The organism is Flavobacterium procerum (assembly GCF_042431625.1).
GTDB classification, from domain to species: domain Bacteria; phylum Bacteroidota; class Bacteroidia; order Flavobacteriales; family Flavobacteriaceae; genus Flavobacterium; species Flavobacterium procerum.
Genome location: NZ_JBHLYW010000007.1, coordinates 656,655 through 675,881 on the forward strand (window position 1 = coordinate 656,655; position 19,227 = coordinate 675,881).

Sequence of the window (19,227 nt, forward strand, 5' to 3'; positions counted from 1 at the left end):
TGGCCATTTAACTTAGTACACTTATTACAACGAATAAGATTACAAGAAGAATAACAGCAAATCTTGTGATTTTTGATGTTTGCATGGTATTTTAAATTAATTTGTTTTTTGATTAAAGCAAATATAGCAGTTTATTTGATTACTGAAGCTTTTTTAGGAGTTTTGGAAAAACAGTATAACAAAGAATTATAAAAAGAGCAGAAATCGGGCTAGCATAATCAACAAATCCATAATAATTTCGGACTTCTTTGCCGTTGCGTTGCAGCATCCTTACGGTGTTTCCGTTAAAAAGTTTTCTAAATACAACCGTATCACCTATCCTAAAACCATAATAAGCAGTATCACTGTTGCCATTATCGTTAAATTTTGTTCCATCTTTAGCAATAATGAAGTAATTATGAGTTGTTGCAGAGTTAGAACCACGTTTATAAGTGTTGTGGTCGTATATTACACCTGTTCCAAGTGTTTTTTCTCTACTGTAAAACAATCCTACAGTTCTTTTCATAAACATTAAAAAGGCAAGCAGTACAAAAAAGTGGAATATAATTACTTTCATAAATGATTATTTACAAGCGTAAATATACAGTAATTTAAAGAAGAGGCAGTTTTTTCAATCTTTTCAATTAACAAAATCTGTGTGAAATAAAAACATTAAAAACTGAGCATAAAAAAAGCTTCAGAAAAATCTGAAGCTTTAAAATATTGTAAAAGAAAAAATTACTCTTCTTTCATAGTATGATAAACGTTCATTACGTCATCATCTTCTTCGATTTTCTCGATTAGTTTTTCAACGTCAGCGATTTGAGCTTCGGTCAATTCTTTTGTGATTTGCGGAATACGTTCGAAACCAGAAGATAAAATTTCAAGACCTCTGTTTTCTAATTCTTTTTGTAAAGCACCAAAACTTCCAAAAGGAGCGTAGATTAAGATTCCGTCTTCGTCTTCAAAAACCTCTTCAGCACCAAAATCAATTAATTCTAACTCTAATTCTTCCGCATCAAGACCATTGTTTGCAATTCTGAAATTACATGTATGATCAAACATAAACTCAACAGAACCCTGAGTTCCCATTGTTCCGTTGCATTTGTTAAAGTAACTTCTAATGTTTGCAACTGTTCTGTTGTTGTTGTCAGAAGCAGTTTCAATCAAAATTGCAATTCCGTGAGGAGCGTATCCTTCAAAAAGAATTTCTTTATAGTTTGCAGTGTCTTTGTTGCTTGCGTTTTTAATTGCGCGCTCCACATTGTCTTTTGGCATGTTGGCAGCTTTCGCATTTTGTATAACAGCTCTTAATCTAGAATTTGCGTCAGGGTTAGGACCGCCTTCTTTTACAGCCATTACGATATCTTTACCAATTCTGGTAAAAGTTTTGGCCATTGCAGACCAACGTTTCATTTTTCGTCCTTTTCTAAATTCGAATGCTCTTCCCATTTCTAATTTTTAGTTTTGTGATGCAAAAATACAGTTATTCCTTATTTCTTCAAAAACAAAATTGCTCTTTTTTGTTTCAGGTTTCAAGTTTCGAGTTTCGAGTTGAATGGCTTGTGTTGAATTTAACCGCAAAGTGCGCAAAGTTTTTTTAAAGTTCTACGTTAATCGACGAAAGGTTTGCAAAAAATCGTATAAAATCATTGCGAACCTTGCGATTAAACCTGAAACTCGAAACAAAACCAACCCTACTTACCGCCATTAAATTCATTGATGATATTTACAGCTTCGTTGAGGTATGGATTTGTTTTAAGATTATCCATTTGGTATTGATTGATTGTTTTATCTGTTGGAAAAGTGCCAAGAAGGTATTGATTTACAGTCGAATTGTAAACATCCAACGGATTGTTTTCATCATTGAAAGTATTAATTTCCGTCCAAAGGGAACTGATGTTTTTCTTTTGATTGAAAACAGCGTCTAACGTCATCGGAATCTCCGATTTTGGAACATTTACCAACTGATCAATCTTCAGGTTTATTTTGCGGATATTGTTGAAAAAGTAATTATCGGCAAGCCTTGCAGAGCTGTTTTTAGCAATTTTATCAATCAAAGATCTCTTAAAATAAGGTCTGTATTTTAAGGCAGGCTGAATGCTGTCATTTTTAACGGCAGTTGGAAAATCATTTTCTTTCTGATAAATATCTTCGTAAAATTCAGGAAGTACAACATCTGGCGTAACCCCAACATATTGATGGCTTTTGCCAGTAACTCTATAAAATTTATTAATAGTGATTTTGAGGAAATCGGTGTTTTTTTCTTCGTCAAGCGAAAGAATGGTTTGCATCGTTGCTTTTCCGAGCGTATTGCTTCCAACAAGCAAAGCACGATTGTAATCCTGCATAATCGAAGCAAAAAACTCGCTGGCCGATGCTGTATTGCTGTTTATTAGAACTACAATAGGTCCTTTGTAAATCATACCACGATACGGATCGTTGATAACAGATCTATTTTTTTTACCGTCTACCACGATAGAAAGAGGTCCGTAATCTACAAACATTCCGGCAAGTCTTATAGCTTCTTCCATAGAACCGCCGCCGTTATCAATCAGGTCGATAACAAGACCTTTAATTTCATCACGTTCTAATTTTATAATTTCTCTAGCTACGTCATCGGCACAGCCTTTACGAGTGTTTCCGTCTAAATCTGCATAAAAACTCGGAATTTTGATGTAGCCGATTTTACTTTCTTTTCCGATAATAAAACTGAAAACCGAGTTTTCTTCGTCTTTCATAACCTGCTTTTCAATGTAAACATCAAAGTTTTTACCCGAATTTCGCTTTAGCGTAAGAATAAGGCTTTTGTTGGCTTCAGATAAAATCATGGTCGAAATCGATTCCAAAGAAGCGCAGGAAACCTGTAGTGTTTCTTTATGATTTGAAACAGAAATTATCTGATCACCTTTTTTAATCTGTCCCGTTTGGTAAGCCGGGCCTTTTGGGTCGATTTCATGAACGATGATTTCATTTTTTTCATTAAGATTGACTGTCATTCCCAACGACAAATGCTCTTTTGAGAGTGAAGCTACAAAACTTGATTTCGAATCATCACTAAAATAGGCAGTATGTGGATCAAAATAAGTGCAGAAAAAATTATAAAGATTCTCTTCCTGATTCGTTTTGGTTTCTAACAGCGTACTGATGCGACAGATTTCGTTAGACAAAATCATTTTTTTTGATTTGGCTTCAATAGAGGCGAAATTGGCTTTTAGCGAATCAAGATTTTCACTGCTTTCGGCTATATCATCCAAAATTTGGTAGCGTATTTTTTTTCGCCACACTTTTTCCAGATCCTCTTTTTTGAGATAAAAGGCAAATGATTTTTTATAAAAACGAATAGTATCTTTTTGGGAATAATCAAAAGGAACAGACTGCAATTTTTCGAGCAGTTCTTTAGTTCTTTTTAGTCCAACTCTATATTTTGAAGTAATATCGTTTAAGAAGCTACAATCATTTTTCAGGATTAAATCGTCGAGATTCAATCTGTACTTTGTTACCATCTCGTCGTATTCACTCTTAAAAAAGATGTTGCGAGACGGATCCAGTTCGTTTAATAAGTTGTCAAAAACAAAAACAGACAAACTATCATCTACCGCTTTTGGTTTTAAATGCTCGAGCTGAATTACACTATTTATCTTATTCAACATCACACATGCTCCATCGCTATTCTGACTGAATAGAGGAGAAGTAACAAGTAAAAACAGCAACAAAATTTTTTTCATAAAAATATATATGGACATCGACAATTAAAGTTACGCTAAATTTTCGATATCGGTTTATATTATTTCTAAAAAATCTTACAGGAATTTAACTAAAAATCTCACAAAAATGATGCTTTATTTGTTTGTTAAGGCAAAAAAAATGCGTTGCAATTCAATTACAACGCATTATATAAATTTTGAGAAAAAATTATTTCTTGTAAAAAGGCAGTTTTACCACTTTTGCAGGAACATCATTTTTTCTAATTCTAATAAAAATATCGCTGTCAACAGCACTGTTTGCTACCGTAACATAACCTAAACCAATCCCTTTATTCATAGAAGGCGACATAGTTCCTGAAGTTACAATTCCAATTACAGCTCCAGACCCATCCACAATTTCGTAATCGTGTCTTGGCACCGCGCGCTCCTGCATTTCAAAAGCAACCAGTTTTCTAGTAACTCCAGCTTCTTTTTGCTTTTTAAGTGCTTCAGAATTAGTAAAATCTTTAGTGAATTTTGTAATCCATCCTAAACCAGCTTCAAGCGGAGAAGTCGTATCGTTAATATCATTTCCGTACAAACAGAATCCCATTTCTAAACGTAAAGTATCACGAGCTGCAAGACCAATTGGCTTAATTCCGTAAGAAGCTCCAGCCTCAAAAACTTTATTCCAAACCTGTTCTACCTCATCATTTTTACAGTAAATTTCAAATCCTCCAGAACCAGTATAACCAGTAGCTGAAATAATTACATGCTCAATTCCAGCAAAATCACCCACTTCAAAATGGTAGTAAGCAATAGCAGACAAATCAACAGAAGTCAAAGACTGCATAGCTTCAACCGCTTTTGGCCCCTGAATTGCCAGTAAAGAATAATCATCAGACAAGTTTCTCATTTCGACACCCAAATCATTGTGAGACGAAATCCAGTTCCAGTCTTTTTCAATATTAGAAGCATTTACAACCAGTAAATACTGCTCTTCTTTCATTTTATAAATAATCAAATCATCCACAATTCCGCCTTCATTATTAGGAAGACAAGAATATTGCGCTCTTCCAATTGTCAAAGTCGAAGCATCATTTGAAGTCACTTTCTGAATCAGAGCCAAAGCATTTGGACCCGTCAGCAAAAATTCACCCATATGCGAAACGTCAAAAACGCCCACACTATTACGAACCGTTTCATGTTCAGCATTAACCCCTTCATAAGTAATAGGCATGTTATAACCAGCAAAAGGAAGCATTTTTGCTCCTAAACCTTCATGTATGTGCGTAAGCGCAGTATTTTTCATTGTGTTGTTTTATAAAATTGTTCTGCAAATCTATTCAAAAAATATCGATTTCGAATACCTTAAATTATAAATTTCGCAATAATTAGGAGCTATTCCAGCTTTCCGTTGCAAGTCCTCGCAAAAAAAGCGAAAGTTTCTAATGTTCCAAAAAGAGCTTCCGTTGGTCGCTTTTTTAGAACAAGAAACTTTCGCTTTTTTTACTCCGGGCTTTTCACTTCAATCTGGGCTAGGGCTGACCGTTCAAAAGATAGATTCATGATTTCAATTTTTTATGTAATTTTATTGTAAAATCATGCTTTCAGAAAAGTTTTTTAACCGCAAATTGCACAAATTCACACAAATTAATTTGCGAAAATTTGTGCAATTTGTGGTTGAAATTAGGTTTTACAACCTTGTAGACTTTAAGTCTTTCAATCAAACCTATAGATTTCAAGTCTATAGTGATTAAACAAGTGAAATGCCTTTACACGCAAAATAAAACTATCCCGAAGCTTCGGGACTATGTGTTTAAAAATTAACCGCAACAACTAAAAGAAGCCAGATGAAGTTTCCCTATTTAATCACAAAAGAAGAAATCTTAAAAATTTACAAACCCGTAAACCCGCACGCACACAAAGGAATACAAGGCCACGCTGTGATTATTGCGGGAAGCTACGGAAAAATAGGAGCAGCAGTTTTAGCTTCAAAATCCTGCCTAAAATCAGGATGCGGATTGGTAACATCTTTTATTCCAAAATGCGGTTATCAAATTCTTCAAATTTCGATTCCAGAAGTAATGACGGTTACTGATGAAAATACCAATTTCATTACCAACATTCATCTATCATTAATTCCTCAAGCCATCGGAATCGGACCAGGATTAGGGCAGGAACTCGGAACACAAAAAGCACTATTTGAATTTTTGAGAACCAATAAAGTCCCTTTAGTTCTTGATGCCGATGCATTAAACATTATATCTCAGAATTTATCATGGTTAGAATTAGTTCCAGAAGACACAATACTAACACCTCATCCAAAAGAATTAGAACGCCTAATTGGCAAATGGAATTCAGAATCCGAGAAATTTCAAAAAACAATTGCCTTTTCAGAAAAATACAAAGTCATTGTGGTTATGAAAGGTGCTCCAACATTTATCATCAATAGAACTTCAGTTTACGAAAACACCACAGGAAACGCAGCACTCGCCACAGCAGGAAGCGGGGACACCTTAACCGGAATTCTAACCAGTCTTTTGGCGCAAGGCTACGAACCCAAATACGCCTCCAAAATGGGAGTTTATCTACATGGATTAACAGCAGATCTCGCTTTGCCCAAAACAGGTTACGAATCTTTTACGGCCTCTACAATTATTAAGTATTTAGGAAAAGCTTTTTTGAGTTTAGTTTAACCGCAAAGAGCGCCAGGAATTTACGCTAGGTTCGCAAAGTTTTTTAATCTCGCAAAGACGCAGAGTCGCAAAGTTTTTATATTCTTTGCGACTCTGCGTCTTTGCGAGCAAATTCTCTATCATGTAAAACAATCCTTGCGTTCTTTGCGATAACCTTTGCGCTCTTTGCGGTTAAAATCATTAAGTTTGTAACATGAAAAACTTCGATCTTAGAACAGTAAACGTCATGCGTTATATAACGCCATTGCGTGAAGGCGGTTCTTTACCCGCTTTAGCAGAAGCCGATGACGACTTTAAATACGTATTAAAATTCAGAGGCGCCGGCCACGGCGTAAAAGCGCTAATAGCCGAATTAGTAGGCGGACAAATCGCAAAAGCTTTAAAACTGCAATTACCAGAATTGGTTTTCGCCAATCTAGACGAAGCTTTTGGAAGAACCGAAGCCGATGAAGAAATTCAGGATTTACTTCAAGGAAGTCAAGGATTAAATCTGGCGCTTCACTTTTTATCAGGTGCCATTACTTTTGATCCTGCTGTAACTACTGTAGATGCCAAATTGGCTTCGCAGATTGTTTGGCTGGACGCTTATATCACAAACGTAGACCGAACATTCAAAAATACCAATATGCTGATCTGGCATAAAGAATTATGGCTGATCGATCATGGAGCGTGTCTATATTTTCACCATTCTTGGAACAATTGGGAACAGCATGCCAAAAGTCCGTTTGCCTTGATAAAAGATCACGTTTTACTGCCTCAGGCTTCACTTTTAAAAGAAGTTGATGCCGAATTTAAAGCGATTCTAACTCCTGAAATTTTAGAAGAAATTGTTAATACAATTCCACAGGATTGGTTACAATGGGAAGACGCCGAAGAAACGCCGGAAGCATTACGAAATGTGTATTTGCAGTTTTTAAAGACAAGGTTAGAAAATTCAGAAATATTTGTAAATCAAGCTCAAAATGCAAGATAATCACTTATACGAATATGCTGTGATTCGGGTTGTGCCAAGGGTAGAACGCGAAGAATTCCTAAATATTGGAATCATTTTGTTTTGCAAAAGAGCGAAGTTTATAAAAGTACTTTTTCATCTTAATAAAGAAAGGATTCAAGCCCTTTCTGCCGATTTTGACATTGAGCAATTAGAATGTAATCTGACCTCATTAGTAAAAATAGCCAACGGAGCCAAAGACGGTGGTCCAATTGCCGAATTTGAGATTCCGGAGCGTTTTCGCTGGTTAACAGCCATTAGAAGTTCTGCAATACAAACCTCAAGACCGCATCCGGGTTTGTGTCAGGATTTGGAGAAAACGATCGATCGTTTGTTTGAGGAGCTAGTACTTTAATTATAAGATAATTTGAGATTTAGCTTAAAAATAATCTCGCAAAGTCGCGAAGGCGCAAAGAAAAACAAAACTTTGCGTCTCTGTGGCTTTGCGAGATTAAATAAAAACTTTGTGCCTTCGCGGCAAAAAAACAAAATAAAAAACCACGAACTGCATTCACTGCAATCGTGGTTTTAAAAACTAAAAACTAACTCATTTTTAGAGCTGTCGTGCTTTAATTAAAAAGAACCACAGATATTACCTCCCAATGTTGCTCCCGCATTGGCAGAAATATCAGCTTTAACAGCAGTTTTGTTCAATTTTACAATAGAATATGGTGGCGTAAAAGCAGTTTTGTTTCCGGCTTGATTTCCTGATACATTTGTAAAAACATTATCAGTTGCTGTAACTGCAGTATAACCACTCATTAAATCGATTGGATTTTTTACACCTTCAAAAACGTTGCTTTCTACGCGAATATCAGCTTCAACTCCTGCTGCAATACATTTGTTGCTTACTGTACTATTAAAGAAACTGTTTACGATATGTACTTTTCCGAAACGAACTCTAGGCATTCTTTCTTTACATCCAGGAGCCCACCAGCATCTTGCAAAAGTAATTCTTAATTTACCACGATCAGCTGTCGCGCCGTCACTTGAACCAATTAAGTTAGAATATCTATGGTCGTCTGAACCTCCTGAACCTCCAGCTTTTGGTGGTTTTAAATAATGAAATTTAGAATACGTTACTGAAATATAATCTGATTTGTTTTTGATATCGAAGTTTCCATCAACACCATCTCTAAATTCGCAATGATCTACCCAAACGTTTGTACATTCGTCTAAGATGGCATTATCCCATCCGTCTGTATCATAAGCGCCAGGTCCTTCAAAAATCAAGTTTCTGATAATGATGTTTTTACATCTTTTAATGTTGATGATTCCAGAACCATCTTTAGTTTGATTCGTTGAAACCAATTTAGCGCCATTAGCACCATAAATTGTTTTTCCGGTTTGATCCTGAAACGACAATCTAGTCGTAATTGTAATCGTTCCAGAAACTTTAATCACTTTTACAGAAGCGCTTTCGATAGCCGATTTAAGCTGTGCATAAGTAGTAACAGTTGTTTCTGCCGAAGAACCTCCTCCGGTTGTGCCTCCATTTTGTGAAGCCCATCCTGGAACCTGAGCACAGTTTCCAACTTTAGCGGTTAAATTGGTTGCAGGTGCATCAATTATTGTTTCGTTTGTTGTTTCGGTTCCTGCTTCTGCATTCGAAACAATTTCTTCAGAATTACATGCTGCAAATCCGAAGATCAATGCTACTGCGAACATTGAAAGTTTTGATTTTAAGTTCATAATTGTTTGGTTATTTATAAAGTTTGACATCGCAAAACTCAGTATTATTTGTAGGAAAAAAGTTGAACAAGTTCAAACTATTGTAAAAAAATCTATGAAATATGTTTTTTTAACACTTGTAAATTTACAAAAATGCATAAATAGCGTATTTTTACGTAATCGATTACATTATTTAAGCCCCTAACTAATAATGAATTGAAAAAACAAATTTATTTCCAAACAAAAACCACAAAATGTACAACCTACTTAGACAAAACATCGAGCGAAAGATTCCGCTCACCGATGAGGAATGGGAGATTATTGTTTCAAAAGCTGAACTCATTAAGCTTAAAAAGAATCAATTCCTGCAGATTCAGAATTCAAACAACAGTTATGAAGGATTTATTTTGAAAGGTTCATTCAAGACCTACATCTTAAACGAAAACGGAACTGAAACCGTGATTTTCTTCTCTTTTGAAAACGAATGGATCTGCGATTTGGAAAGTTTTTATCACCAAAAGCCAACCACTTACAACATCAAAGCAATTGAAGACAGTGAAATAGTGGTGATCAACAAAATGCAAAAAGCCTATTTGTTTGCAGTCGTTCCGAAACTAATTAAGTTTCATGTTCTCATGATAGAACGTGCGAATGTTGCCATACAGCAACGCCTTTTGGATGTTCTGAACAAAACTTCCAAACAGCGCTATCTTGATTTTAAAGAACGTTATCCGCAGAAAATAAGTTCGATAAACAACAAGAATCTGTCATCGTATCTGGGTGTTTCTCATGAATTTCTTTCCAAGATTAAGAGAACGGTTTCTTAATTTAGAGGTTCAAAGGTTCACAGAGACAAAGTGACAAAGGTTTTTCTGTAGAGACGCACCGCAGTGCTTTTCTCGTCATTTAAAAAATCTCGCAAAGTCGCAGAGGCGCAAAGTTTGTTTTTAACCATATAAGTCATGTAAGATAATTTAAGCTTAGTCTAAAATGAGCTTATATGACTTACATGGTTTTATTTTTCTTTGCGTCTCTGCGACTTTGCGAGATTAAAAAAAACTTAGAGCCTTAGTGGCAAAAAAAAAATCAAAGCCTTTTCTCCAAATAAATAAACTCCAATGGAATTTCAGAAACTGTAGTGTGAATATCGCTCTCCGGAAAAGCCTCACGTTCGCCTGTATCTCTATAACCATGACGTTCGTACCAAGCGACAATCTCTTCGCGAACCGAAATAACGGTCATAATAATACTCGACAAACCTAAAGATTTAGCGTGGTTTTCGGCTTCAGCCAAAAGTTTTTTTCCGATACCGCCATTTTGAAGTTCTGGCGAAACCGTAAGCATTCCGAGGTACAATTGAGGTTCTTTTTCAACCAATAAAACCGAACCGATAATGGCATTATTTTCTGTAAATTTCAGAATCGTATTTTTTGGGTTGAGAAAGATTTGAGTCATTTCCTGTTCATCAGTTCTTTTTCCTTCCAGTAAATGTGCTTCGGTTGTCCAGCCTTTTTTAGAAGTTTCACCTCTGTACGCCGAGTTGATCAAGGCTACTAATGCTGGAATATCTTCGAGTAATGCTTTTGTAATCATGGTTTGTAATAATAGGGTTTCCAATTAATAACTTGGAGTATTTTGTTTGACTTTTTCAAGTAACTGATTTTCTTTATTAATCATTTTTTGGAAAGGATCGTTTTTCGGCAGATGTTCGTTTTGGTATTTTTCCATCAGCGGAAGCGTTAAAATGATTTTCAATGTATGATGATAATCATAAATATTGTTTTGTTTTTGATTGATCGTTTTTACTAAAGCTTTTAGTGCTGTTTTTTTAGAAGTATATTTTTCTTCACTATCTGCAATCAACTTCAAAATTTTCTGCTTCATTATACTATCAGTAATCAAATCTGCGTGATTTTTTGCAGAGCGATAATAATCACTTGACTTTTGGTCGTAGTTGAAATAGAGATTTAAAGTATCGGTTGGAGTAAATTGATTTAGTTCGGTTTCTAAAGCTTTTAACTCGGGAGATTTGTCTACGAGTTCTTGGTACAAATCATCTACTAAATCATTTTCGCCTTTTAATCTTCCTAAGTTTATACTCTTTTCCTGTAGTGCTTTCGGCTCTTCATTAGCTCTGGCATTCGATTTATTTTCTTGGCACGACACTAAGAGAATTAGTGATAATAACAAATATATTTTGTTCATAGTTTTAGTATTGCTGATGAAAAACGAAGCCACAGGAAAAGGATTTACTTAATTTGCAAAAATCGTAATGTAGCTTTTTTTATGATTAGATTTAATATTTTGCAGGTTCTCCAGCTTTAGGCAAGGATTGTTTTATAAATGTTCTAATGTCTTCATTTGCAGTTTCTAGGTCGGCTTTTCTTAAATACATCATATGACCGCTTCTGTAGCCTTTCCATGACATTCTATCATTTAGTTTTCCGCTTGGGTCCATTTGCCATAAATTGTATTTAGAATTAAAATAATCGCAAGCACCATCATAATATCCTGATTGTACCATGACATGTAAATACGGATTTTGTGCCATAGCTTGTCTTAGATTTTCGCCAGTTCGATTGTTCGATTTGTCCCAAGGATGTACAGAACCAAACATATTGTATTTAAAGTCAGTTTTGTAATTAAGATTATTACGAACATACATATTTATAGCAGGTGTAAACGAATGGAGCCAAGAAGTAAGTTCTGCATTAAAATCTGGGCTTTCACCAGAGTCCTTACGGTCAATTCCTTTGTATCTAGAGTAAAGTCTTCCTATTGTATAGCCTTTATCTCTTAACAATTCTTTCCAAAAATAATCGTAAGGAACGTCTAGATTATTTTGTAGAATCACCTTCTCTGAAATCCCAGAATAACGTGCTATTTTAACCGCAATTTCTTTTCTTTTTTGTTCCTCCAAAGATCCTCCTTTGCTCAGCGCAGGAAGAAGTTCATTTATGGTAAAATCTTCAACCTCTGGCAGCATAGCCGTTAAATCTTTGTTTTGAAGGTCAGAACTAAGCATTTTATGATACCAGGCAGTAGCCGCAAAATAAGGCAATTTTAGAGCGGCATCAGAAACAACTCCACGAGTTATTCCTAAATCGGTTGGAGACACTAAAATTACTCCATTAAGATACATCCATTGATTGTTTTGCAACTGAAGCGCCAATCCTGAAACTCGAGTCGTACCATAACTTTCTCCAATCAAGTATTTCGGTGAAGCCCAACGATTAGATCGGGTTACAAAACCATTGATCCAATCGGCTAAATATTTAATGTCAGCATTTACGCCAAAGAATTTAGCAGCAGGAATATCTTTGCTTGTTGGTCTTGAGTAAGCAGTATTGACAGGGTTTACAAAAACAATATCGGCAACATCTAAAATAGAATAAGGGTTTTCCTTTATTCCGTAAGGTTGCACAGGATATCCTTCATCATCAATATTTAACAAACTAGGTCCTGTATAAGCAATCTCCATCCAAACTGAAGCAGAACCAGGCCCGCCATTAAATGAAATCACTAAAGGGCGAGAATCTCTATCCTTTACATCAGAACGCTCATAGTAGGTATAAAATAATCCGGCAATTGCTTTTCCGTCTTCGTCCCAAACCGGCATAGTGCCTGCTGTTGCTTTGTACGATACTTTTTGACCTTTTATGGTCGTTGTATGATTGGTGGTGACTTGAGAATCTGGGTTAAAAGTAAGGTTGGCAGGAGAGTTTTCTTCTTTTGCTACGGGAGGCGCAATAGCCGTTTTTGGTTTTGATTCCTGAGCGGATACAGTAAAAAATCCAACTAAAAGAAATGAAATTAATGTTTTTTTCATAGAATTCGGGAAGGTATTATTTTAATGATGAAATTTGAATATTCTAATTTAGAAAGTAGAATTAGAGTTTTTAAAGATATAAAAAAAATAGAGAGTGCTAATTTTTTAGTCTTAAAGAGGTAGGAAACTATTTGTATGAAAATGCTACTAAGTTCAGTTGGTTTACGTTAGGTCAAAACAAGAGGATTCTTTTTAAGTAAATCGTGATTCTTATAATTTTTTAATTTCTCAAAGCGAAATGTCTCGAGAAAATTATTGTATTTTGTAAATCGAAAATTAAAAAGATATGAGCAGAATACATTTATTCGAATTTGAAGATCAGCAGTGGCTTCCGGAGTTTATTAGAAATTATATAACGGACTTTTTGCAGTTTCTCTCGAATAAAACACCAATGTACAAAGGCATTGTTCCCATAATTGAAAAAGGCTTAAAAGAAGCCAATACCAATCAAATAATTGATCTAGGTTCTGGCGGTGGCGGCGGATTGATTTGGCTGAACAAAGAATTACGAAAAAGCAACCCCAACCTAAAAATTCTGCTGACTGATTATTTTCCGAACATTCCCGCTTTTGAGCATACTAAAAAACAAGTAGACAACTTTGAATTTATAAAAACACCGATTGATGCTCGAAACGTTCCCGAAAACCTAAACGGATTGAGAACACAGTTTTTATCCTTACATCATTTTAAACCCGAAGACGCTCAGCAGATTCTGCAGAATGCTGTTGACAGCAATAGTTCGATTGCGATTTTTGAAGGGCAGGAAAGAAGCTTCCGCAGTATTATGGCGATGATTTTTTCGCCGTTCAGTGTTTTAGTCACAACACCTTTTATAAGGCCGTTTCATATTGGCAGAATTATTTTTACTTATATTATTCCGATTGTGCCGATTCTGATTCTTTGGGACGGCGTCGTTTCTTCTCTAAGAACCTATTCAGTGGACGAAATGAATGTCTTGGTTTCTAATCTAAACAATAAAGAAAACTTTAATTGGGAAGTTGGACGTGTAAAATCGGGACCTACAAAGATTTTGTATTTGTTGGGGACTAAGAAGTGATTTTTTTTTAATATTTTAAATGTATTGTAAAGCTTAAAAGCATTAGAGAAACCAAAGAAACCAGAAATAAGATTGATTCTTTTTTAATATTGTGAAATACTTTTTCTTTCTTTAATTTGTATAAAATAGAAATTACAAGTAAGGCTATAGTGTTGAAAAACAATGTGAAAAGAGATAAAAAGATTATGCAGTAATTAATAGAATAACTTTCGAATCCGGTAAAAAGCAAAGTGAAAACTACAGCAAATAACAATATTGAAATTAAAAACCAAGATGAAATTCTGATTAGACTTTTAACGACTTCAAATTTTTCAAAATTGTATGTTTCACTCATGATTTTGATATTGTTTTTTAGGTTTTAAAGATATATTAAATTGAGAAGAGAACTTTGATGAGGTCTCTTTTTTTATTTTCAGTTGCTAATGAGAGCGCCCTAATATATTTATTGTATAAATTCTAATTCAACACCACATTCTTTAAAATCTAAATATCGTAATTCAATATGTTTTTTATTATAAGGAAACTTTCTAAAAAGAAATTTATCCTTTTTAAAAAGCACGTTTTTTAGTTCACTTTCACGCTCGAATTTCAGTTTCAGTGTGTCTGAATTTGTCTGCCAAATAAAAGTTTCTTTTTCTATTACTTTTTCATTCTCTAGATAGCCTTTTCCATTTTCTAAAAAAGTAAACGAAAAACCTTTAGGAACTTCATCTCTTTCAGAGCAAAACAATCCAGAAACTTTCCATTTTCCTAGAATAGGATTTTCTTCTTTCTTTTCTTTGATTTCATGAAATGTACAAAGTAGATATATTGAAAAAAACAATGTGCAAAGCTTCATAATAATTTTTTTTATTTTTGGTTCTTAGGTGCTAGTGCTAGCTGGAGGAAAACAATAATTATTTATAAAATTCGTAATAATTTTTCAAATTATAACTTGTATCAATTTCTTGAGTTTTTTTGATTATTTTCACAGGAACTTCAAATTTATCTAATAAATAATCTTCAACACCGTAATAAGAACTGTCTGCTCCTTGATATTTGTATTTTGTAAGGGTGTTTTTTGAAAATTCTTTCCTTGAAAATTCAATTTTATTTTCTTTTTTAATTATGATTTTATTTGAATTTTTATATAGGTATTCAGTGCTCCTTAAAGTATCCTTATCCTTATTTAAGGAGTATGTTTTCTTTAAGTTGTTAAAATTGTTGTACACAAAATATTTTGTATTTGTGTCCCATTTTTTATTTTTTACATAATATTCTATTTTTTGAATTTTATTTTTTTCATTTAATATGTACAGTTTGTATGATCCATCATCCTGAATATTATTTGAATTAAAATATTCTTTAATTTCATTTTTAGAAAATTCTCTTTTAATCGTATAGTTTGGTCTTTTTTTACTGTTGCTTTCGATTTTTTTTATGAAGCTGATGCAGGCTTGATAACTCTTAATTTCTTTTATAAGCAAATGAGGGTTGTTATTATAACCTTTTAAATATCCAAGTAAAAAAGATTTTAATTCAGTAATATTATCACCATTATAAGTGTATTCGAAAACTTCATATTCAATGTTTGAATGTAAATAATAAGTTTTTACAAGTTTACCTTCATTATAGACATTTGCTTCTATCATATAAAGAAATTTACCATTCCAATTCTCACTTACAAACTGTTTGTAATACTTGAAGATTAGATTTTTGTTTTTATCAAATTCAAGAATATTTAGAGTGTCTTGATTTTGTATTTGATAAAATTTTTTGATTTTGTTGGGGAATTTATTTTCTGAAAGAATTAAATTAAATGGCATTTCAGAAGAAGAAGGTAAAGTATTTTCTAAAAGTGGTGGTAAGTCGATTTTTTCCTTATTGCAAGAAATAAATAAGCCAAAAATAAAAAGAGAAATTATTTTTTTCATTTGGATTGAAAATGATTAGTAATCAAATTTATCAATTTAACTCGCAAAAAAACAATTCACAACTAAAATAAAAACCACAATTTGCATTAAAAAATTAGCGCAACTTATGGTTTGAATTATATAAAAAGAGAATAGTAATTACAAGTTGAATTTTGAATTTCTTGTCTTGTCCTAGAATAGGTTTACACAAAAGTTTAAAAATATGGAAAGATATTCAAAAACATCTTCTGCTAGCGCGAGCGTCCCGCTCGTGTACGTTCCAATTGGTTTTTGAATTTCTTTGTGTTCACTAGCGAGACGCTCGCGCTAGCGGGAGAGCAGGGGTGCAGTTTTTATTCAATTAAATCAAGCATTATGTTTATTGATGTTTCCAATTCTTCTTGACTATAACTTCTTGCTCTTTCGTCGGGATGATGTAGTGAATTTCTAATAAAAACGGGTAAAGATTCACTTATAGTGTCTCCAATATTTATTCCACCATATCTTACTGTTGCCGTGTGATTTTTTTGAGGTATAGTAGTGTTATTATTTAAAATACTTTTTAATGCATTATAATTGACATTATTTTTCACTTCTAAAGCAGTAAATAATTCAATATGTAAAAGTTCATCAAGTATTCCATAAGCTAGGTAGTTTATTAGGTTTATGCTTGGGTTTTTTAAGCTATGAGGATAATAACCAATTTTTTCTCCAATTTCTAAAATATTATTTCCATTTTCATCTATCTTATTTCTATCAATTTTAATAGCAATACTTTCGCCTTCCTTAATTCCTTGCAGAATATATGGTGAATGGGTAGCAATAATAAATTGAATATCCAAGCCCTCAAATGTGTTTAGAAGAAATTCAATATATTTTCGTTGCCATTTTGGATGAAGACTTGTTTCAGGTTCATCTATTAATATTATACCGTTTTCTAAATTATTTAGGTTTTTTAATAAATTACCGACGCGAAAAACAATTTGTTTTTCACCAGTTGAAAAAGAACTCATATTAACTTCATTTCCTAAATTATCAATAAATATTATTTTTTTCTCACCATCTTCATTTAATATTTTCTTGAAACTTTTTGTTCCCGCGTACATTTTATCAAAGGCATTTGTAAAACGATCTAGTTTTTTAGTATAGTTGGGAATATTATTATGCTCGCTTATGTAATCAGCTATATAAGCATCATCTTCGGCTTTAATATTAGCTAATAATTGAGGTATCATTTTTCCGAGGTCAGAGGCTCTTTCTTTTGGGTTAATATCTTCATCTGCTGTTAATGCAGTAACGGAAGTAATCTTTTCAATATTAAAAGTAGTATTGACTTCATCGAAAATAATCTTAATGTTTTCTGGATATTTACTACTTCTAATTCCTGATTGCTCAACAATTACTTCAATCTCAGGGTTTTCATTAGTAATCCAAAGATTAAATTTAGTTCCTTTTTTTAATTCAGTACTACCATAATAACCTTGCTTACCTTCGGCTAATCCGTTATACAAGTAATTTAGTATTGATGTTTTACCCGAACCATTATTTCCTACTAGAAAAATTATTTTAGGAATTTCAACTTCTGTACTATTTTCATCAAAAAAAGTAAGCTTTGAATCGTCTTTAAATACTTCACTTTTTTTAAATTCTATCTTTTGTATTTTTCTTTTCATTATACTTTTTTACAAATTGCACCTAACTTGTTTATATGCGAAACAAACTTTCGTATATACACCTGAATAGGGTAAGATAAGCGAAAGTTTGTTTTGTTTTCTTTATTTTCAAATATATATATTTTTTCTTGCCAATTTTTACGGATTTCCGTACTTGATATTTTATATATTAATTCAAAATAATTAATTGTAATGCAATAAAAAAGCGAGTAATTTTTTTTACTCGCTTTAATCATTTATCATATGTTTTTTACCCCAAAAAATTCTTCAATTCCTCATAACTAGAAATCTTCACACTAACTTTCTCCTCATTAATAACACTCTCAATTTGAGCAGGAATAGGAAGTGTAATTCCCAACGCTGGTTCCACAACATCTAAGAATTTTATAGGATGTGCCGTTTCTAAGAAAACACCAATCGCGTTAGGGTGTTTTTCTAATTCTTTTTTCAAACCTAAATAACCAACAGCGCCGTGTGGTTCTGCGATATAACCATCTGTGTTATAAATTTTCTTTAGAGCTTCAAGCGTTTCTTCATCGGTATAGCTATAAGAAGAAAAGTCTTTTTCGAAAGCTTTTAAATCATTGTTGTACAATTCCTGAATTCTAATAAAGTTACTTGGGTTTCCAACGTCCATGGCGTTTGAAATTGTTGCTTTAGAAGGTTTTGGGGCGTATTTTCCGTTTTCTAAGAATCTTGGCACGGTGTCGTTTACGTTTGTAGACGCTACAAAATGCTCAATTGGCAAGCCTAATTTCTTTGCCATAATTCCGGCACAGATATTCCCAAAGTTGCCGCTTGGGCAAGAGAAAACTAAAGGTTTGTTTTGGCTTTTCAACGCTTTGTAAGCAAAGAAGAAATAAAACATTTGCGGTAACCAGCGTGCAATATTAATAGAATTGGCAGAAGTCAGGTTTTTATGCGCTAAAGTTTCATCTAAAAACGCTTTTTTTACCATATCCTGACAATCGTCAAAAACGCCATCAACTTCCAATGCTTTTATATTTTGCCCTAAAGTGGTTAATTGTTTTTCCTGAATATCGCTCACTTTTCCTGACGGATATAAAATGACAACATCAACACCGTCAACGCCTAGAAATCCGCTGGCAACAGCTCCACCTGTATCTCCGGAAGTCGCTACTAAAACGGTATTTTTAGCGTCTTTTTTATCTTTATTGAAATATCCCAAGCAACGCGACATAAAACGCGCTCCAACGTCTTTAAACGCCATTGTAGGCCCGTGAAATAATTCTAACGAATAGATTCCGTTTTCGACTTTCACCACCGGAAAATCAAAAACTAAAGTCTCTGCAATGATTTCTTTTAGTTTGTCTGCTGGAATTTCGTCTCCAACAAATTGTTGAATCGCTTCAAAGGCAATTTCTTTGTGGCTTAAACTTTCGATTTTATCAAAAAAAGAAGGATCAAGCGGTGTAATACTTTCCGGGAAATATAATCCTTTATCAGTTGCTAATCCTTGTATAACAGCTTCCTGAAAAGAAACTTTTGGGGCATTATGGTTTAAACTGTAGTATTTCATTTCTAAATTTTAGATTTTAGATTTTAGATTTTAGATTTTTTGGAGGGTAAATTCCAAATGCTAAAATTCCAAATTCCAATGGTTTGTGTTTGTTTAACCGCAAAGAGCGCAAAGGAATTGTTTCTTTTGAAAACGCAGAGTTCGCAAAGCTTTGTGGTAATATTTTTTATTCAATAGTTATTTTTAAGCATTTTTGTCATTTCGACAAAG

17 protein-coding genes are annotated in these 19,227 nt (G+C 33.6%); 5 read left to right on the plus strand and 12 right to left on the minus strand.

The features are described 5' to 3' along the window. Positions 1–139 precede the first annotated feature (139 nt). The 4 genes from ACFFLS_RS08530 to gcvT all read right to left on the minus strand — a co-directional run bounded on the left by ACFFLS_RS08530 (position 140) and on the right by gcvT (position 4,977). Positions 140–556: a hypothetical protein gene (locus ACFFLS_RS08530; protein ID WP_379686128.1), complete on the minus strand. Its 417-nt coding sequence runs from the start codon at positions 554–556 to the stop codon at positions 140–142. Between the two features lie 161 nt (positions 557–717). After that, on the minus strand, positions 718–1,431 hold the full coding sequence (locus ACFFLS_RS08535; RefSeq protein ID WP_026729302.1) for a YebC/PmpR family DNA-binding transcriptional regulator: 714 nt from the start codon (positions 1,429–1,431) through the stop codon (positions 718–720). 245 nt (positions 1,432–1,676) lie between these two features. Further along, the gene (locus tag ACFFLS_RS08540) at positions 1,677–3,707 is read right to left on the minus strand and encodes a S41 family peptidase (RefSeq protein WP_379686130.1); all 2,031 of its coding nucleotides are present in this window, start codon (positions 3,705–3,707) and stop codon (positions 1,677–1,679) included. Positions 3,708–3,894: 187 nt separating this feature from the next. Next, positions 3,895–4,977: a glycine cleavage system aminomethyltransferase GcvT gene (gene gcvT, locus ACFFLS_RS08545; protein WP_379686131.1), complete on the minus strand. Its 1,083-nt coding sequence runs from the start codon at positions 4,975–4,977 to the stop codon at positions 3,895–3,897. A 541-nt stretch (positions 4,978–5,518) separates the two neighbouring features. On the opposite strand from gcvT, the gene ACFFLS_RS08550 reads away from it, so the two are divergent. The 3 genes from ACFFLS_RS08550 to ACFFLS_RS08560 all read left to right on the plus strand — a co-directional run bounded on the left by ACFFLS_RS08550 (position 5,519) and on the right by ACFFLS_RS08560 (position 7,710). Further along, the gene (locus ACFFLS_RS08550) at positions 5,519–6,364 is read left to right on the plus strand and encodes an NAD(P)H-hydrate dehydratase (RefSeq protein ID WP_379686133.1); all 846 of its coding nucleotides are present in this window, start codon (positions 5,519–5,521) and stop codon (positions 6,362–6,364) included. A 193-nt stretch (positions 6,365–6,557) separates the two neighbouring features. Continuing rightward, positions 6,558–7,337: a HipA family kinase gene (locus ACFFLS_RS08555; RefSeq protein ID WP_379686134.1), complete on the plus strand. Its 780-nt coding sequence runs from the start codon at positions 6,558–6,560 to the stop codon at positions 7,335–7,337. Next, a complete protein-coding gene (locus ACFFLS_RS08560; RefSeq protein ID WP_379686136.1) occupies positions 7,327–7,710 on the plus strand; it encodes a DUF3037 domain-containing protein in 384 nt (127 codons plus the stop codon). Before ACFFLS_RS08555 ends, ACFFLS_RS08560 begins: the two co-directional genes overlap by 11 nt. A gap of 218 nt (positions 7,711–7,928) precedes the next feature. On the opposite strand, the gene ACFFLS_RS08565 is transcribed toward ACFFLS_RS08560, so the two are convergent. Further along, positions 7,929–9,047 (minus strand): pectate lyase family protein, encoded by a 1,119-nt coding sequence (locus ACFFLS_RS08565; protein ID WP_379689291.1) that lies wholly within the window; start codon positions 9,045–9,047, stop codon positions 7,929–7,931. 233 nt (positions 9,048–9,280) lie between these two features. On the opposite strand from ACFFLS_RS08565, the gene ACFFLS_RS08570 reads away from it, so the two are divergent. Continuing rightward, positions 9,281–9,853 carry a Crp/Fnr family transcriptional regulator gene (locus ACFFLS_RS08570; protein ID WP_379686139.1) on the plus strand — a complete coding sequence of 191 codons (573 nt, stop codon included), beginning with the start codon at positions 9,281–9,283 and terminating at the stop codon, positions 9,851–9,853. Positions 9,854–10,112: 259 nt separating this feature from the next. On the opposite strand, the gene ACFFLS_RS08575 is transcribed toward ACFFLS_RS08570, so the two are convergent. The 3 genes from ACFFLS_RS08575 to ACFFLS_RS08585 all read right to left on the minus strand — a co-directional run bounded on the left by ACFFLS_RS08575 (position 10,113) and on the right by ACFFLS_RS08585 (position 12,855). Next, positions 10,113–10,619 (minus strand): GNAT family N-acetyltransferase, encoded by a 507-nt coding sequence (locus tag ACFFLS_RS08575; protein WP_379686141.1) that lies wholly within the window; start codon positions 10,617–10,619, stop codon positions 10,113–10,115. Positions 10,620–10,643: 24 nt separating this feature from the next. Then, positions 10,644–11,231 carry a hypothetical protein gene (locus ACFFLS_RS08580; protein WP_379686142.1) on the minus strand — a complete coding sequence of 196 codons (588 nt, stop codon included), beginning with the start codon at positions 11,229–11,231 and terminating at the stop codon, positions 10,644–10,646. A gap of 91 nt (positions 11,232–11,322) precedes the next feature. Next, positions 11,323–12,855 (minus strand): S10 family peptidase, encoded by a 1,533-nt coding sequence (locus tag ACFFLS_RS08585; protein WP_379689294.1) that lies wholly within the window; start codon positions 12,853–12,855, stop codon positions 11,323–11,325. 286 nt (positions 12,856–13,141) lie between these two features. On the opposite strand from ACFFLS_RS08585, the gene ACFFLS_RS08590 reads away from it, so the two are divergent. Beyond that, entirely contained in the window at positions 13,142–13,912 is a 771-nt protein-coding gene (locus tag ACFFLS_RS08590) for a hypothetical protein (RefSeq protein WP_379686144.1), read from the plus strand. A 442-nt stretch (positions 13,913–14,354) separates the two neighbouring features. Here the strand turns inward: ACFFLS_RS08590 and ACFFLS_RS08595 are convergent, their stop codons facing one another. From ACFFLS_RS08595 to thrC, 4 genes are all read right to left on the minus strand, one after another. Then, on the minus strand, positions 14,355–14,750 hold the full coding sequence (locus ACFFLS_RS08595) for a hypothetical protein (protein ID WP_379686147.1): 396 nt from the start codon (positions 14,748–14,750) through the stop codon (positions 14,355–14,357). Between the two features lie 58 nt (positions 14,751–14,808). After that, complete coding sequence (locus ACFFLS_RS08600) at positions 14,809–15,825, minus strand: hypothetical protein (protein ID WP_379686149.1); 1,017 nt, start codon at positions 15,823–15,825, stop codon at positions 14,809–14,811. 332 nt (positions 15,826–16,157) lie between these two features. Then, a complete protein-coding gene (locus ACFFLS_RS08605; RefSeq protein ID WP_379689296.1) occupies positions 16,158–17,477 on the minus strand; it encodes an AAA family ATPase in 1,320 nt (439 codons plus the stop codon). 250 nt (positions 17,478–17,727) lie between these two features. Continuing rightward, positions 17,728–19,017, minus strand: a complete 1,290-nt coding sequence (gene thrC / locus ACFFLS_RS08610; RefSeq protein ID WP_379686150.1) for a threonine synthase — start codon at positions 19,015–19,017, stop codon at positions 17,728–17,730. Between the last annotated feature and the right edge of the window lie 210 nt (positions 19,018–19,227).

Excerpts from the sequence above, each read along its gene's own strand:
- ACFFLS_RS08530 (WP_379686128.1), bottom strand. The coding sequence starts at position 556 with ATGAAAGTAATTATATTCCACTTTTTTGTACTGCTTGCCTTTTTAATG.
- ACFFLS_RS08535 (WP_026729302.1), bottom strand. The coding sequence starts at position 1,431 with ATGGGAAGAGCATTCGAATTTAGAAAAGGACGAAAAATGAAACGTTGG.
- ACFFLS_RS08540 (WP_379686130.1), bottom strand. The coding sequence starts at position 3,707 with ATGAAAAAAATTTTGTTGCTGTTTTTACTTGTTACTTCTCCTCTATTC.
- gcvT (WP_379686131.1), bottom strand. The coding sequence starts at position 4,977 with ATGAAAAATACTGCGCTTACGCACATACATGAAGGTTTAGGAGCAAAA.
- ACFFLS_RS08550 (WP_379686133.1), top strand. The coding sequence starts at position 5,519 with ATGAAGTTTCCCTATTTAATCACAAAAGAAGAAATCTTAAAAATTTAC.
- ACFFLS_RS08555 (WP_379686134.1), top strand. The coding sequence starts at position 6,558 with ATGAAAAACTTCGATCTTAGAACAGTAAACGTCATGCGTTATATAACG.
- ACFFLS_RS08560 (WP_379686136.1), top strand. The coding sequence starts at position 7,327 with ATGCAAGATAATCACTTATACGAATATGCTGTGATTCGGGTTGTGCCA.
- ACFFLS_RS08565 (WP_379689291.1), bottom strand. The coding sequence starts at position 9,047 with ATGAACTTAAAATCAAAACTTTCAATGTTCGCAGTAGCATTGATCTTC.
- ACFFLS_RS08570 (WP_379686139.1), top strand. The coding sequence starts at position 9,281 with ATGTACAACCTACTTAGACAAAACATCGAGCGAAAGATTCCGCTCACC.
- ACFFLS_RS08575 (WP_379686141.1), bottom strand. The coding sequence starts at position 10,619 with ATGATTACAAAAGCATTACTCGAAGATATTCCAGCATTAGTAGCCTTG.
- ACFFLS_RS08580 (WP_379686142.1), bottom strand. The coding sequence starts at position 11,231 with ATGAACAAAATATATTTGTTATTATCACTAATTCTCTTAGTGTCGTGC.
- ACFFLS_RS08585 (WP_379689294.1), bottom strand. The coding sequence starts at position 12,855 with ATGAAAAAAACATTAATTTCATTTCTTTTAGTTGGATTTTTTACTGTA.
- ACFFLS_RS08590 (WP_379686144.1), top strand. The coding sequence starts at position 13,142 with ATGAGCAGAATACATTTATTCGAATTTGAAGATCAGCAGTGGCTTCCG.
- ACFFLS_RS08595 (WP_379686147.1), bottom strand. The coding sequence starts at position 14,750 with ATGAAGCTTTGCACATTGTTTTTTTCAATATATCTACTTTGTACATTT.
- ACFFLS_RS08600 (WP_379686149.1), bottom strand. The coding sequence starts at position 15,825 with ATGAAAAAAATAATTTCTCTTTTTATTTTTGGCTTATTTATTTCTTGC.
- ACFFLS_RS08605 (WP_379689296.1), bottom strand. The coding sequence starts at position 17,477 with ATGAAAAGAAAAATACAAAAGATAGAATTTAAAAAAAGTGAAGTATTT.
- thrC (WP_379686150.1), bottom strand. The coding sequence starts at position 19,017 with ATGAAATACTACAGTTTAAACCATAATGCCCCAAAAGTTTCTTTTCAG.